General features: G+C 64.6%; 13 protein-coding genes. 8 read left to right on the top strand and 5 right to left on the bottom strand.

Features of this window, described 5'->3' with window-relative positions; genetic code table 11:
• Positions 1-12: 12 nt before the first annotated feature.
• Together GGD65_RS14365 and GGD65_RS14370 are read right to left on the bottom strand one after the other, a co-directional pair.
• Positions 13-831 carry an alpha/beta fold hydrolase gene (locus tag GGD65_RS14365; protein WP_183235672.1) on the bottom strand — a complete coding sequence of 273 codons (819 nt, stop codon included), beginning with the start codon at positions 829-831 and terminating at the stop codon, positions 13-15.
• A gap of 222 nt (positions 832-1,053) precedes the next feature.
• The gene (locus tag GGD65_RS14370) at positions 1,054-2,595 is read right to left on the bottom strand and encodes a benzoate-CoA ligase family protein (protein ID WP_183235673.1); all 1,542 of its coding nucleotides are present in this window, start codon (positions 2,593-2,595) and stop codon (positions 1,054-1,056) included.
• 136 nt (positions 2,596-2,731) lie between these two features.
• Between GGD65_RS14370 and GGD65_RS14375 the strand changes: the two genes are divergently transcribed.
• The 5 genes from GGD65_RS14375 to GGD65_RS14395 all read left to right on the top strand — a co-directional run bounded on the left by GGD65_RS14375 (position 2,732) and on the right by GGD65_RS14395 (position 6,451).
• Positions 2,732-3,640, top strand: coding sequence for a helix-turn-helix transcriptional regulator (locus GGD65_RS14375; protein WP_183235674.1), 909 nt, complete (start codon positions 2,732-2,734; stop codon positions 3,638-3,640).
• 230 nt (positions 3,641-3,870) lie between these two features.
• Complete coding sequence (locus tag GGD65_RS14380; protein ID WP_183235675.1) at positions 3,871-4,266, top strand: group II truncated hemoglobin; 396 nt, start codon at positions 3,871-3,873, stop codon at positions 4,264-4,266.
• A 94-nt stretch (positions 4,267-4,360) separates the two neighbouring features.
• The gene (locus tag GGD65_RS14385) at positions 4,361-5,041 is read left to right on the top strand and encodes a transglutaminase family protein (RefSeq protein ID WP_183235676.1); all 681 of its coding nucleotides are present in this window, start codon (positions 4,361-4,363) and stop codon (positions 5,039-5,041) included.
• A gap of 6 nt (positions 5,042-5,047) precedes the next feature.
• Positions 5,048-5,875, top strand: a complete 828-nt coding sequence (locus GGD65_RS14390; protein ID WP_183235677.1) for an AraC family transcriptional regulator — start codon at positions 5,048-5,050, stop codon at positions 5,873-5,875.
• A gap of 141 nt (positions 5,876-6,016) precedes the next feature.
• Positions 6,017-6,451 (top strand): VOC family protein, encoded by a 435-nt coding sequence (locus GGD65_RS14395; protein WP_018316889.1) that lies wholly within the window; start codon positions 6,017-6,019, stop codon positions 6,449-6,451.
• Positions 6,452-6,543: 92 nt separating this feature from the next.
• On the opposite strand, the gene GGD65_RS14400 is transcribed toward GGD65_RS14395, so the two are convergent.
• Both GGD65_RS14400 and GGD65_RS14405 read right to left on the bottom strand, forming a co-directional pair.
• On the bottom strand, positions 6,544-6,876 hold the full coding sequence (locus GGD65_RS14400) for a PRC-barrel domain-containing protein (RefSeq protein ID WP_018316888.1): 333 nt from the start codon (positions 6,874-6,876) through the stop codon (positions 6,544-6,546).
• Between the two features lie 119 nt (positions 6,877-6,995).
• The gene (locus GGD65_RS14405; protein WP_179739935.1) at positions 6,996-7,781 is read right to left on the bottom strand and encodes an IclR family transcriptional regulator C-terminal domain-containing protein; all 786 of its coding nucleotides are present in this window, start codon (positions 7,779-7,781) and stop codon (positions 6,996-6,998) included.
• Positions 7,782-7,889: 108 nt separating this feature from the next.
• Here GGD65_RS14405 and GGD65_RS14410 point away from each other — a divergent pair, with 108 nt between their 5' ends.
• From GGD65_RS14410 to GGD65_RS14420, 3 genes are all read left to right on the top strand, one after another.
• Positions 7,890-9,248 (top strand): aromatic ring-hydroxylating dioxygenase subunit alpha, encoded by a 1,359-nt coding sequence (locus GGD65_RS14410; RefSeq protein ID WP_183235678.1) that lies wholly within the window; start codon positions 7,890-7,892, stop codon positions 9,246-9,248.
• 130 nt (positions 9,249-9,378) lie between these two features.
• On the top strand, positions 9,379-10,815 hold the full coding sequence (locus GGD65_RS14415) for a glutamine synthetase family protein (RefSeq protein WP_183235679.1): 1,437 nt from the start codon (positions 9,379-9,381) through the stop codon (positions 10,813-10,815).
• A 323-nt stretch (positions 10,816-11,138) separates the two neighbouring features.
• Positions 11,139-11,498, top strand: coding sequence for a hypothetical protein (locus tag GGD65_RS14420; protein ID WP_183235680.1), 360 nt, complete (start codon positions 11,139-11,141; stop codon positions 11,496-11,498).
• 37 nt (positions 11,499-11,535) lie between these two features.
• Here the strand turns inward: GGD65_RS14420 and GGD65_RS14425 are convergent, their stop codons facing one another.
• On the bottom strand, positions 11,536-13,827 hold the full coding sequence (locus GGD65_RS14425) for a TonB-dependent siderophore receptor (RefSeq protein WP_246783281.1): 2,292 nt from the start codon (positions 13,825-13,827) through the stop codon (positions 11,536-11,538).
• Positions 13,828-13,863: the final 36 nt, after the last annotated feature.

A 13,863-nucleotide genomic window follows, 5' to 3' on the forward strand; every position in this document is an offset into this window, starting at 1 on the left:
GCCTCCGCATGGTCATGCGGCGCGTCCCTGGAATCCCTGATCGTCGCGCAGGGCCGCTTTTGCAAATTGCTCAATCGCGTCAAGCGTCGCCCCCGGCGCTTCACGATGCGGGGAATGGCCCGCGTCTGAAATGACTTTAAAATCTATCGGACAGTAACACTCTTCCTGCGCAATTTCGACCTGACGCAATGTCCCATATTGGTCGCCTGCACCTTGCAGGACCATCATGGGGACGCGGATATAGGCCAGATATTCCGAGATGTCCCAATCGCGGAATTTCGGATCGAGCCAGGCGCCGTTCCAGCCGTAGAAGGCGTTGTCGACATCCTTGTGCCAGCGCGACAGCTTGGCCTTGAGGTCGGTGGTCTCGAAGCTGGTCTTGATCTCCGCGATGGATTTCACCGAGATGTCCTCGACGATGAAGTGCGGCGCGATCAGCACGAGGCCGCTCAGGCGGTGATCCTGATGCGCGCCGGCATAGATCGTCGCGATCGAGCCGCCGTCGGAATGGCCGAGCAGCAGGCCGCGCTTGAAGGGAACTGCGTCGAGGATTTTCGGCAACACGTCCAGCGCCTCGCGCTGCATGTAGTCGAGCGGCCGCGGCAATGTCACCGGGCTCGACTGGCCGTAGCCTGCCCGCGAATAGGCGAAGATGCCGGCACCGGTGGCTTGCTGCAGCTTCTCGGGAAAATCGCCCCAGAGCCCAACCGAGCCGAGGCCCTCATGCAGCATGACGATGGTGGGGGCGTCGGCCGATGCAGGCGCGAGCCATTTGTATTCGAGGCTGGCGCCGCCGATGCTGAGGAAGCCGGTGGGGGTGAGGTTGGTCATGGTCTTCTTCCTGTTCGCTCCGTCTGCACCCTCCCCTGGAGGGGGAGGGTCGGTCACATCGAGCGCAGCGAGATGTGAGACGGGGTGGGGTGACAGTCTCTCAGCGGATGCGGTGCCCGTGTGGAGAGATCACCCCACCCCGCTTCGCATTGCGCTTCGCTCCATGCGAGCGACCCTCCCCCTCCAGGGGAGGGTAAGCAAGCGTGTCCGGCGTCTGCGTTGTCAATTCGCCCCTGCCCGCAGCTTGAACCGCTGGATCTTTCCCGTCGCCGTCTTCGGCAGGGACTCCACCACGTCGATCCAGCGCGGATATTTCCACGGGCCGATCTTCTGCTTGACGTGCTCCTTCAGCATTTCCTGAAGATCGCTAGTCGTCGCGCCGGGGCGCAGCACGACGAAGGCCTTCGGCTTGAGCAATCCTTCCGGATCGGCCTCGGGCACGACGGCGGCCTCCAGCACGGCCGGATGGGTGATCAGCGCGCTCTCGACCTCGAACGGCGAGACCCAGATGCCGGAGACCTTGAACATGTCGTCGGCGCGGCCGCAGAAGGTGTAGCGGCCGTCTCCATCGCGAACATATTTGTCGCCGGTGCGGGTCCACGGTCCCTCAAAGGTGCGGCGGCTCTTGTGGCGCTGATTCCAGTAGCCTTCGCCGGCGGAGGGCGCATCGACCAGGAGCTCGCCGACCTCGCCGTCGGCGACATCCTGGCCGGCCTCGTTGACCAGCCGCACCGCATAGCCCGGCACCGGCTTGCCGGAGGAGCCGTATTTGATGTCGCCGGGCGCGTTCGACAGGAAGATGTGCAACAGCTCGGTCGAGCCGACGCCGTCGAGAATGTCGACGCCGAAGCGCGCCTTCCAGCTGGTGCCGACGGATTCCGGCAGCGCCTCGCCGGCCGAGGTGCAGATGCGCAAGGCGCTGCCGCCACGCTCGGCCTTCATGGTCTCGTCGTTGAGCATGGCCGCGAACAAGGTCGGCACGCCGTAGAAGATCGACGGCCTGTAGCGGTTCATCAGATCGAACATCCGCGCCGGCGTCGGCCGTTCGCTGTTGAGGATCACGCTGGCGCCGACCGACATCGGGAAGGTCAGCGCGTTGCCGAGGCCATAGGCAAAGAACAGCTTTGCCGCGGAAAGACACACGTCGCTCTCGCGGATGCCGAGCACCTGTTTTGCGTAGGTGTCGGCGGTCGCCTGCAAATTCGAATGGATATGGCGCACGCCCTTGGGCATGCCGGTCGAGCCGGACGAATAGAGCCAGAACGCCGGCTCGTCAGGATGCGTCGCGGCGGTGGTGAACTGATCGCTCTCGCCCGCAAGCTCTTCAGCGAGCTGCTTGTGCCCGTTCTGCTTGGCGCCGGAGACCACGACATGCTCGAGGTCGAGCATGCGGCCGACCACGTCCTTGATGACAGGGTAGAGCGCCTCGGAGACGAACAGCACACGCGCGCGGCAGTCGGCGAGGATGTAGGCGTATTGATCCGCGGTCAGCAGCGTGTTCAACGGCACGGGCACGATGCCGGCGCGGATCGCGCCCAGGAACACGACCGGAAAGTCGATCGTATCCAGCATGATCATCGCCACGCGCTCCTCGCGGCGGACGCCGAGCCGGCGCAGCATGTTGGCGGCGCGTCGGCTCTCGCGCTGAAGCTCGCCATAGGTGAGCCGCGAGACGGTGTCGTCGAAGGCCAGCTTGTTGCCGCGGCCCTCCTCGACGTTACGGTCGAGCAGCCAGGTCACCGCGTTATAGGATCCCTCGCTCACGGACTTCTCCCCGAATTTAGAATTATAATTCATAGAAAGACACCGCAGCGGCTTGCTGTCAATGCTAGCAGGCATTATGTTTCATTAAAATGCGCCGCAGGACACCCTTCAAAAAGACATCCCTTAAAGAAGGCTCATGACCGAAAGTCCCGACGCCGAATCCCGATTTCTCGAACAGCTCGGCCAGCGCGTGCGCACCATGCGCGCGTTGCGCGGCATGTCGCGCAAAGTGCTCGCCAAGGTATCGGGGATTTCGGAGCGCTACATCGCGCAGCTCGAAAGCGGTAAGGGCAATGTCTCCATCGTGCTCTTGCGCCGCGTCTCGGACGCGATGGGCGCTCATCTCGAAGATCTGCTTCCCAGCGCCGACCCGACGCCGGACTGGCAGATGTTTCGCGATCTGTTGCGCAAGGCCACGCCTGCGCAGATCGCGCAGGCAAAAGATCTGCTCACTGGGGGCAGCGCGTCGGCACCGCGACGCGCGCCGTTCTGCGGCATCGCGCTGATCGGCCTGCGCGGCGCCGGCAAGTCGACGCTGGGGCGCATGCTGGCGAAAAAGATCGGCTGGAGCTTCGTCGAGCTCAACAAGGAGGTCGAGCAGCAGAATGGGCTCTCGGTCGCCGAGATCATCGCGCTGTACGGCCAGGAAGGTTTTCGCCGCATGGAGCAGGCGGCGCTGCAGCAGCTGCTCGCGCGCAACGAGCTGATGGTGCTGGCGACCGGCGGCGGCATCGTGTCCGAGCCTTTGACGTTCGACCAGATCCTGACCTCGTTCTACACGATCTGGCTGAAGGCCGAGCCCGAGGAGCACATGGCCCGCGTCCGTCGCCAGGGCGATTTGCGCCCGATGGCCGACGACCGCTCCGCCATGGCGGAGCTGCGCAACATCCTGCTCAGCCGCGAGCCGCTGTACTCGCGCGCGACGGCGGTGGTGGACACGGCAGGTCTCTCCGTCGATGCGGCGGCCGCACGGCTGATCGATGCGGTACGGCCCGTGCTGCAGAACGAGGCCCGCAGCTTCGGCCTGCGGAGTGTGGCGCTGTAGGGCGATTGGATCTCGCTGGAGCTACACTCTCCGCTGTCGTCCCTGCGAAAGCAGGGACCCATACCGCGTGATCTATCGGTAGCGCGCGCCGCCCATCCCGAACGACCAGTCTTCGCCAAACTCCTCGCTGGGGTAATGGGTCCCTGCGTTCGCAGGGACGACAGCGGAGATTTGTGATCGAGCTGCGATCATCATATATGCTGGCCCAGCAGCAAACATCCGGACCACCAATGACCTCCACCGACGTCACCACCTCCATGTTCGATCGGATCGGCGGCAGTGCGACGATCGACGCTCTCGTCGACCGCTTCTACGAACGCATGGACACGCTGCCGGAGGCGAAGATCATCCGCGCAATGCATACGGACGACCTCGGCCTGATCAGGGATGTGCTGAAGCGCTATCTCACCGAATGGACCGGCGGCCCGCGGCTCTATACCCCCGAGAAGGGCCATCCGCGGCTGCGCCAGCGCCACATCGGCTTTGCCATCGGCGATGCCGAGCGCGATGCGTGGATGCTCTGCATGCGCGGCGCGATGGAGGAGACGGTGACCGACACGGCGGCGCGGCTGGAGCTCGACAAGGCGATATCGGGCCTCGCCGACTGGATGCGTAACCGGCAGTGACAGGGCGGCAGCGCCTCGACGCAATTCGAAGGCGTATCATGGACCCGCATCGCGTGATTTGAGTTCCGCGGCGATCGCCTGCTAAGCTCCAGACATGACCGACATCCTTCCCGATACCATCCGCCGCCTCTACACCGATCCCGGCGAGTACATCGACAGCGATCATCCGGCCGTGCAGCAATTTGCGGCCAACGCCGTGTGCGCGGATGCGAGCGCGCGCGAAAAAGCGAGCGTGCTCTACAAGGCGGTGCGCGATGGTATCCGCTACAATCCTTACGTCAGCATGCGCCTCGCCGAGACGTTTCGTGCTTCGAGCGTTCTCGCCGCGGGCCAGGGCTATTGCGTCGGCAAGGCCGCGCTCTATGCCGCCGCCTGCCGCGCGCGCGGCATTCCGGCACGGGTCGGCTTTGCGGACGTGAAGAACCATCTCACCACCGAGAAGCTGCGCACGAGCATGGGCACGGACATCTTCACCTGGCACGGCTTTACGGAGGTGCATGTCGATGGCGCCTGGCGCAAGGCGACGCCGACCTTCAACGACACGCTCTGCGCCAAGGTCGGCGTAGCCCCGCTCGATTTCGACGGTCATACCGACGCACTGCTGCATCCCTTCGACGGCGAGGGGCGCGCCTACATGCAATATGTCAATGACCGCGGCACCTATCACGACGTGCCCGCAAAATTCCTGATGCGCGAAATGGCGCGCGACTACGCCAACATGCAGGGCGAAGATCTGTCGGGCCGTGACATGGAGCGCGAAGCGGCGGAGCGGTAGCACACGATGGACGCACCTGCCGATGTCATCCGTCGACCGGCCTCGCCGCGCCTTGCACGGCTGATCTCGAGCATCTCGTTCTATCGCGAGCGCGGCCTCGGCCTTTCCGCCTTCCGGCACGCCGCGCCGCTTGCGCTGCCGCTCCTGGTGAATCTGGGAACGCCCTTCCGCATTGCGCTCGGACACCAACCGGATCGTGCCGACGCGCAGCCGAGCTTCGCGGCGGGTCTGTTTCCCGGACCGGTCGTGATCGAATCCGACGGCCGCGCCGAATGCGTTCAGGTCGATTTCACGCCGCTCGGGGCGTATCGCTTCTTCGGAGGCGCCGTGCCCGACCTGACCGCGCGCATGGTCGGCCTCGACGACATTCTGGGACGGGATGGCGAGAACCTCCGCGCCAGGGTCGCCGAGGCGGTCGGCTGGCAACGGCGGTTCGAGATCGTGGAAGACTTCGTGCTTGGCCGCGCCGTGCACGAGCCCTCGCCTGCGGTGGCTTTCGCCCTGGAGATGCTCTGGCGAGGCGCGGGCGCGGTCAGGATCGCCGACATCGCCTCAGACATCGGCTGGAGCCGCAAGCATCTCACGCGCCGCTTCCACAACGAGATCGGCGTTGCGCCGAAAACGCTGGCCCAGATGCTGCGCTTTCATCGAGCCTGCGCGCTGGCCCGGACGGACGGCACGGGCGGCTGGGCAGCCATTGCCACGGACGCCGGCTATGCCGACCAGGCACATCTCGCGCGCGATTTCCGGATCTTCAGCGGCGAGACGCCGACCGGATGGGCCGCGCGGCTCGACGTCGTCGATCCCCGCCTGATGCGCGACGGCGGCGGCTAGCGCCAAACAGCGGCCAGGACGGCGCGAGACGGTCAGGTCCCATTTGTTCAAGCCGGCCGCCGCGATCCGAACTAGGGTCAGCTCTGCAGCAAGCTTGCACGCACTTGCATCGAACGTCTTGCATCAAACCTGGAGAGTTTCATGAACCAGCCGAACGGCTATGAAGCGCCGCGCCTCTACCACACCATGCGCTGCAGGGATGCGGAGGCGATGATCGCCTGGCTGAAGAACGTTCTCGGCTTCGCCGAACGCGTAGTGTACCGCAACGAGGGCACGGTCGTTCACGCCGAGCTGGCGTTCGGATCGTCGATCCTCATGCTGGGCGCGCATCGCGACGATGCCTACGGCAAACTGGTTGGCGATATCGGCGGCCGGCGGACGGATGCCGTCTACATGGCCGTTGATGATCCCGACGCGCTCTATGCGAAGGTGAAAGCCGCTGGTGCAGAGATCGAGATGGAGCCCTACACGACCGATTATGGCAGCCGCGATTTCGCCGCGCGCGATCCGGAGGGCGGCCTCTGGAGCTTTGGCACCTATTGGCCCAAGGTCGGCGAACAGCCGCTCGCCGGATAGGTGGACGCTCACGTCAGCGACTGCTCGGCGGCCGCGGCTCGAGCCCAGCCGCGTCCGCGCCGGGAATGCGGGCGGCCCGGCCGTCTTGCTTGCTAGATCGACCAGTAGTTCGGATGCTGGTAGGGCCGCGAGCGGTCGCCCCAGTCGAACTCATCGCCATCGAATTCGCAGGGACCGCTGCTCAATTGCTCCGGCGTCAGGTCGGCCTGGAAGGCCTGGCGTCCCGGATCATATTTCAACGCGCTCCACTGCACGGGATAATGATGATGTGTCCCGAGCAGCCTGCCGGTCTTGACCACCGCGTAAGCGACCGTTCCACTGACCTTGTCGAGCATCAATCGCTCGATCGTGCCGAGCTTCGTGCCGTCACACCCATAGACGGCGACGTGCTCGACGCGATCACTGGGAACCATGGTGTGTTGCATGGCGTGCTCCCTGGGTTCTTGCGTTGCGGGCATTATAGTCCTGTAGCCCGGATCAGCGAAGCGACATCCGGGGCCTTGCGATGCTTCCCGGGGTATCGCGACGCTCGCCCGGGCTACAGCTAGAGCAGTTGCGAACGCACGGAGTCCGCGCCTTCCCGCAACAGCGGCAGGAACCGGTCGATCAATTCCTGCGCCGGCACGCGGTCGACATGGGCGCCCATGTTGATGGCGGCGACGATCACGTCGTCGTAGCGGCGCACCGGAACCGAGATCGAGCGGAAATGCGGCTCGGCCTCGCGGTCGACCAGTGAATAGCCTTGCGTGCGATCGGCGGCGATGCGCGCGAGCAGCGCCTTCGGGTCGGTCTGCGTCTGCGGCGTCAGCGCCCCGCGCGTCATCGCCTTCAGGCGCGCGGCAAGGTCGGCATCGTCGAGCTGGCCCAGCATGGCGCGGCCGACCGAGGTGCAGAACGAAGGCAGCCGATAGCCGATCTCCAACCCGCCCGAGAAAACGCGCGCCGGGCTGCCTCGGGCAATGAACACGACATCATCACCGTCGAGCACGGCGAGCGAGGAGATTTCGTTCGCCGCGGTCGCAACGCGATCGAGCACGGGTTGGAGCACCGCAACGAGCTGATTGGAACGCAAGTAAGATGCCGCCAGCGTCAGCACGTGCGGCGTGAGCGAGAACAGCTTGCCATCGCCGCTGACAAAACCGCCGCGCTGCAGCGTGAACAGCATGCGCCGGGCGGTCGCGCGCGGCAGGTCCGCGGCGCGGGCGAGATCGCTCAGCGTCATCGGGCCTGCATTGCTGCCGAAACATTGCAGCAGGCGCAGGCCGCGATCGAGCGCCTCGACGAAATCCGTCGCGCGCTCATCGCTCTCACTGCGCTTCAGCTTGGGCATGTCCGGGACAATCCTGCAAAATAGTGCTTGCTGCCTTTCCAAGGCATGTCATAATTCGCCCATTCGTTCAATAGGCGAACAAGCGCCACTCCACAAGGATGCACCGCCATGATGAGCCAGGAGCAGAACGACCTGATCACCCGCACCGGGCCGAAGGACCCGTGTGGCAAGCTGATGCGGAGCTACTGGCAGCCGGCGGCGCTGGTGGATGAGCTGGAGGGCGAGCGGCCGATCCGTCCCATCAAGCTGCTCGGCGAGAACCTGGTGCTGTTTCGCGACGAGACCGGACGCTACGGCCTGATCGACCGCCACTGCGCCCATCGCGGCGCCGACCTCGCCTTCGGACGGCTCGAGCATGGCGGTCTGCGCTGCGCCTTCCATGGCTGGCTGTTCGACGCGACCGGCCAGTGCATCGAGACGCCGGCCGAGCCGAAGGACTCAAAACTCTGCCAGAACATCCGCCAGCGCTCCTATCCCGTGGTGGAGAAGAGCGGCATCCTCTGGGCCTATCTCGGCGAGGGTGAGCCGCCGGCTTTTCCGGAGCTCGACTGTTTCGTCGCCCCTGATACTCACACCTTTGCGTTCAAGGGCCACATGGCCTGCAACTGGCTGCAGGCGCTCGAAGTCGGCATCGATCCCGCGCACGCCTCCTACCTGCATCGCTTCTTCGAGGACGAGGACACCTCTACCGCCTACGGCAAGCAGTTCCGCGGCGCCTCCGCGGGCTCCGACCTGCCGATGACGAAAATCCTGCGCGAATACGACCGCCCGATCATCAATGTCGAGCACACCGAATATGGCCTGCGGCTGATCGCGCTGCGCGAGATCGACGAGGAGCGCACCCATGTGCGCGTCACTAACCAGCTCTTCCCGCACGGCTTCGTCATTCCCATGAGCACGGAGATGACGATCACGCAGTGGCACGTGCCGGTCGACGACGAAAACTGCTACTGGTACGCGATCTTCACCAGCTATTCGAATCCGGTCGACAAGCAGAAGATGCGCGACCAGCGGCTCGAGCTCTATGAGCTGCCCGACTACGTCTCGCGCAAGAACCGTAGCAACGATTACGGTTTCGATCCGCACGAGCAGCAGACCGCGACCTATACCGGCATGGGCACCGACATCAACGTCCACGACCAATGGGCGGTGGAATCGATGGGCGCGATTCAGGATCGCACCAAGGAGCATCTCGGCTCGAGCGACAAGGCGATTGTGCAATATCGCCGCCTGCTGCGACAGGAGATCGAGAAGGTCGGCGGCGGCGAGAAGCCGATGCTGTTTCTGGACGAGAGCAGAGCACGCAGCATCCAGGGACCGGCCACCATGGACGGCATCGGGCCGACCCAGGGGTGGGAGCTCTACTGGATGGAGGTCGACGTCAAGCGCCGCCGCGGCGCACCTTGGGCCGCACCGGTGCCGAAGGAGATCGCCGACAACGTGCACCGGCTAACGGCGGCGGAGTGACGTTCGTGCACGGACCCCGTAGGGTGGGCAAAGGCGCAAAGCGCCGTGCCCACCATGCTTTCGTTCAGATGACAGACTGCGTGGGCACGCTTCGCTTTGCCCACCCTACGGCAGTTGAGGGAGTAGCACAGTGACTTTCGTCGCGCGTCATGCGCTGTGGTCGGATGAGCAGAGGGACGCGGCGACGCGCATGCGCCGCATCGTCGAGGACAAGAATCTCGAGGTCATCCGCCTCGCCTTCCCCGACCAGCACGGGATCTTGCGCGGCAAGACCATCATCGCCTCCGAGGCCATCGCCTCGCTGGAGAGCGGCTGCTCCATCACCACCACCATGCTGGCCAAGGATACTTCGCACCGCACGGTATTCCCGGTGTTCACCGCGGGCGGCGGCTTCGGCATGAAGGAGATGGAAGGCGCGGCCGACGTGCTGATGGTCGCCGACCCCACCACGTTTCGGGTTTTGCCATGGGCGCCGACCACGGGCTGGGTGCTGTGCGACCTCTGCTTCAATGACGGCCGCCCGGTGCCGTTCGCGACGCGCGGGCTCTATCGCAAGGTGCTCGACGAGCTCGCGGGCCGCGGCCACGATTTCGTCGCCGGCCTCGAGGTCGAATTCCACATCTTCAAGCTCGACGACCCGCATATGCGCCCCGAGGACGCCGGCCAGCCGGGCACGCCACCATCAGTGAGCCTGCTCAGCCACGGCTATCAATATCTCACCGAGCAGCGCTTCGATCAGATGGAGCCGGTGCTGGAGATCCTGCGCCGCGACATCGTGGCGCTCGGACTGCCCTTGCGCTCGGTCGAGGTCGAGTTCGGGCCGAGCCAGTGCGAGTTCACCTTCGCGCCGCGGAAGGGGATCGAGCCCGCCGACAACATGGTGCTGTTTCGGAGCGCCGTGAAGCAGATCGCGCGGCGGCACGGCTATCACGCCACCTTCATGTGCCGGCCGAAACTGCCGAACGTGTTCGCGAGCGGCTGGCATCTGCACCAGTCGATCGTCTCGCGCGCCAGCGGCGAGAATCTGTTCATGGTGAAAGACGGCGGCGAGCCGCTCAGCGCCTTCGGCCGCTCATACCTCGCCGGCCTGCTCGACCACGCCCGCGCCTCGACATTGTTCACCACCCCGACCATCAACGGCTACAAGCGCTACCGTTCCTACTCGCTGGCGCCGGACCGCGCGATCTGGGGCCGCGACAATCGCGGCGTGATGATCCGCGTGCTCGGCGGCGCCAATGATGCCGCAACGCGCCTGGAGAACCGCATCGGCGAGCCCGCCGCCAATCCCTATCTCTACATGGCCTCGCAGATCCTCTCGGGCCTCGACGGCGTCGACCGCAAGCTCGATCCCGGTCCCTCCGCCGACACGCCCTACGAGACCAAGGCGCCGCTGCTGCCGAAATCGCTGCGCGATGCGGTCAGCGCGCTGAAGGACGATCCGTTCTTCCGCGAGAAGTTTGGGCCGGAGTTCGTCGACTATTACACCCACATCAAGAACGCCGAGATCGACCGCTTCCTGTCTGAAGTGACCGACTGGGAGCACCGCGAATATTTCGAGGTGTTTTGACATCCTGTCTGGGGATTCCTCTCAAGGCGAGTACGGCTCACGGCCGTGTGAAGCGACTTCGTCGCGCCGGTTCCGACGACATCGCACCGCTGCCGGACGAAGCCATTTTCCATCCCCGCGAAAACCCATGGAAAGACTCCTGCGCTAGGATTGCTGCATGTGATCAACAGTGGAGTTCGATCATGTGGGAACAATTATTCAGTCTGATCTACCGTCTGTCCTGCCGGACAACCTTGATCAACATCGGTGTGCATCGTCTGGCGCGCTGAAACTCAATGGATGCGCGATAGGTAAGACGGATTGACCAGATTAGGAGCGTTTCCATGCGCAAGCTGATCCTGATCGCGACGGTATCCCTGCTTACAAGCCAGGCCTATGCGGGTGGGTCGCGGAGCCTCAGTCTCGCAGCGAGCAATTCAAGCCAGCCGGCGACCGAGCAAGCCGCCACGGCGGCAACGGTCTCGCCGCAAACCACCCAGGCGCCGTCGCAGCCGGCAGACATCCAGACTGCGACCACCGCACCAACCTCAGCGACGGCACCGGCGGCCACGACGGCACCAGCATCAGCCACGCCATCACCGCCGCCGGCAAGCACGGCCGGAACGACCAAGCCGAAGCGCCGCCAGCTGTCCACCGAAGCCCAAATCGTCCGCGCGCTTCATCGCCACGGGATCTATTGGTGAGATCGGCGGCCGGCTCCGGTCTTCACCATCGCCATACTCACCAGCGATAGCCGAGCGTTGCGATGACGGTCAGTGGTGCGCCGCGGTAGCAGTACCCAACCTGGCACGTCGTGTAGTGCAGATTGAACAGGTTCTTGGCGTTGACCTGGAACTGCAGGCCCTTCAGCTCCTTCGCCGCCTGGCCAAAATCATATTTCAGCGCAGCATCAACCAAGGTCACCGAGCTGTTCTTGAACGTGTTCAGATCGTCACCATAGCTCCAGGACATGTATCGCACGCCGCCACCGATGCTCAAGCCGGCAAACGGGCCGGCGAGCGGCAGGGCATAATTGCCCCACAGCGTCGCGGTGTGCGGCGGATTGCCCGACGGAAACTTGCCGATCTGCGCGCTGTCGCCGGCCTGCTTGGTGACCATGTCGAGATAGGTGTAGGACGAGGTGATGTCGAAACCACCGCCGAGGCTCGCCAGCGCCTGCAATTCGAAGCCGCGGCTTTGAATCTCGCCGCGCTGGACCGTGACGCCGGTCCCGGTCGTGACGAGGCCCCCGCTCTGGGTCAGGTCGAACACCGCAGCAGTGATGAAGCTCCTCGTCCCCAGCGGCTGGTACTTGACGCCGATCTCGGTCTGCTTGCCGGTGGTAGGCTTGAAGAAGGCGCCGGTGGGATCGACGCCGAGATTGGGAAAGAACGAGGTTGAATAGGCGACATAAGGCGCAACCCCGGAATCGAATACATAGGTCAGCCCGGCGCGCCCGCTATAGGCCTGTTCGGACTGCTGCTGGCGGGTCAGCGCGAACTGATCCTCGCCCGTGGTGCGAACCCAGTCGCTGCGGCCGCTCAGTGTCAGGATCCAGTGGTCGAGCTTGGCCTGGTCCTGAATGTACACGCCGGATTGGGTCTGCCGCTGCTGCGTCGAGGACGAGATCGCGGGATCGGGAATGGATTCCGGCGCGTAGACCGGGGCGGCCAGATTGAGGGGGGAAACCCCGAAGCCAAATCCCTGCTTGTCGTTGAATTTCGACGCCGTGTAATCGGTGCCGACCAGGAGCGTGTGCTGCACCGGGCCGGTCGAGAGCTTTGCCTCGACCTGGTTGTCCATGATGGCCGATTGCAGCGTGTCGTGGACGTAGCCGGTATAGCGCGAGACGACATTGCCGACGGGAGCGCCGAGAAAGCCGACATAGCGCGTGACCGCATCGACATCGACATAGCGGAATTTCTGGCGAACGGTCACGGCGTTGTTGAACGCATGCTCGAACAAATAGCCGACGCGTCCCTGCTCCTGGTCGAGCGAATTGTAGGACGGACTGCCGGTGAAGATGTCCGTCGTGGTGCCGGTGCCCGTGGAATAGGTGAACATCGAGCCCGGCGTCTTCGATTTCTGGTAGGCGCCGAGAATGGTGAGGGTCGTCGATTGGTCCGGCTTCCAGGTGACGGCGGGAGCGACATAGACACGATTGTCCTTGCCGCCGGGCACGAACACGTCGGCGTCGCGCACGACGCCGGTCAATCGATAGGAAAATTGACCGTTGGGATCGACCGGACCCGAGAAATCGAAATTGCCCTGCACGCGCTCGCGGTCGCCGAACACCGTCTGCACCTCGTGGAACGGCTGGCTGGTCGGCAGCTTGCTTTGCAGGTCGATCAATCCGCCGGGCGAGCCGAGGCCGTAGAGGGCCGAGCTCGGCCCGCGGACCACGGTGATGCTGTCGACGCCATAGGGCTCGGTCTTGAACACGCCGAGACCGGCGCCGACGAGGCGCAAGCCGTCGAGATAGATGCCGTTATAGGTGATGTCGAAGCCGCGGATCGAGATGGCATCGAAGCGCGGATCGTAACCTGAAGCATCGATGCGGACGCCCGGTTCATAGCCGACCGCCTCGGTCAGCGTCTGCACGGCGCGATCGTTGAGCTCCTTGCGGGTCACGACCGAAATCGACTGCGGCGTCTGGAGCAATGGCGTGTTCGTCTTGGTGCCCGCCGAGCTGCTGCTTGCGACATAGCTGTTCTCGCTCGACGGATTGGCGCGGCCGCTTCCCGCCTCGCGCGTGTCCGCGTTTCTGGCTTGTCCGGACCCGGCATTGCGCGGCGTCGCGGCGCGGCCACGCTGCGATTGTGAGGCGCGCTGGACAGATTGGGCACGCGGACGCGCCTGGCTCGGTGCCTCCACCGTGACCGGCGGCAATGTGCCCGCCGTCGAAGGCGAATTGGTTCCGGAGACCTGTGCGGCCGAGGGCGTCGCGTGCAGGACCATTCCCAAACCGGCCGCTCCCAGACCAGTTCTCACCAACCGTTCCCAGCCGAGCGTCTGCCCGTCGTTCCGCCTCATCGTCTTCCCCGAGTTCCGTGTTCAACAACCCGGGTG

This window comes from Bradyrhizobium sp. CIR18, from assembly GCF_014198295.1.
Taxonomy (GTDB): Bacteria; Pseudomonadota; Alphaproteobacteria; order Rhizobiales; family Xanthobacteraceae; genus Bradyrhizobium.

Excerpts from the sequence above, each read along its gene's own strand:
- GGD65_RS14390 (WP_183235677.1), top strand. The coding sequence starts at position 5,048 with ATGGACGCACCTGCCGATGTCATCCGTCGACCGGCCTCGCCGCGCCTT.
- GGD65_RS14425 (WP_246783281.1), bottom strand. The coding sequence starts at position 13,827 with ATGAGGCGGAACGACGGGCAGACGCTCGGCTGGGAACGGTTGGTGAGA.
- GGD65_RS14395 (WP_018316889.1), top strand. The coding sequence starts at position 6,017 with ATGAACCAGCCGAACGGCTATGAAGCGCCGCGCCTCTACCACACCATG.
- GGD65_RS14385 (WP_183235676.1), top strand. The coding sequence starts at position 4,361 with ATGACCGACATCCTTCCCGATACCATCCGCCGCCTCTACACCGATCCC.
- GGD65_RS14410 (WP_183235678.1), top strand. The coding sequence starts at position 7,890 with ATGATGAGCCAGGAGCAGAACGACCTGATCACCCGCACCGGGCCGAAG.
- GGD65_RS14375 (WP_183235674.1), top strand. The coding sequence starts at position 2,732 with ATGACCGAAAGTCCCGACGCCGAATCCCGATTTCTCGAACAGCTCGGC.
- GGD65_RS14365 (WP_183235672.1), bottom strand. The coding sequence starts at position 831 with ATGACCAACCTCACCCCCACCGGCTTCCTCAGCATCGGCGGCGCCAGC.
- GGD65_RS14405 (WP_179739935.1), bottom strand. The coding sequence starts at position 7,781 with ATGCCCAAGCTGAAGCGCAGTGAGAGCGATGAGCGCGCGACGGATTTC.
- GGD65_RS14420 (WP_183235680.1), top strand. The coding sequence starts at position 11,139 with ATGCGCAAGCTGATCCTGATCGCGACGGTATCCCTGCTTACAAGCCAG.
- GGD65_RS14380 (WP_183235675.1), top strand. The coding sequence starts at position 3,871 with ATGACCTCCACCGACGTCACCACCTCCATGTTCGATCGGATCGGCGGC.
- GGD65_RS14400 (WP_018316888.1), bottom strand. The coding sequence starts at position 6,876 with ATGCAACACACCATGGTTCCCAGTGATCGCGTCGAGCACGTCGCCGTC.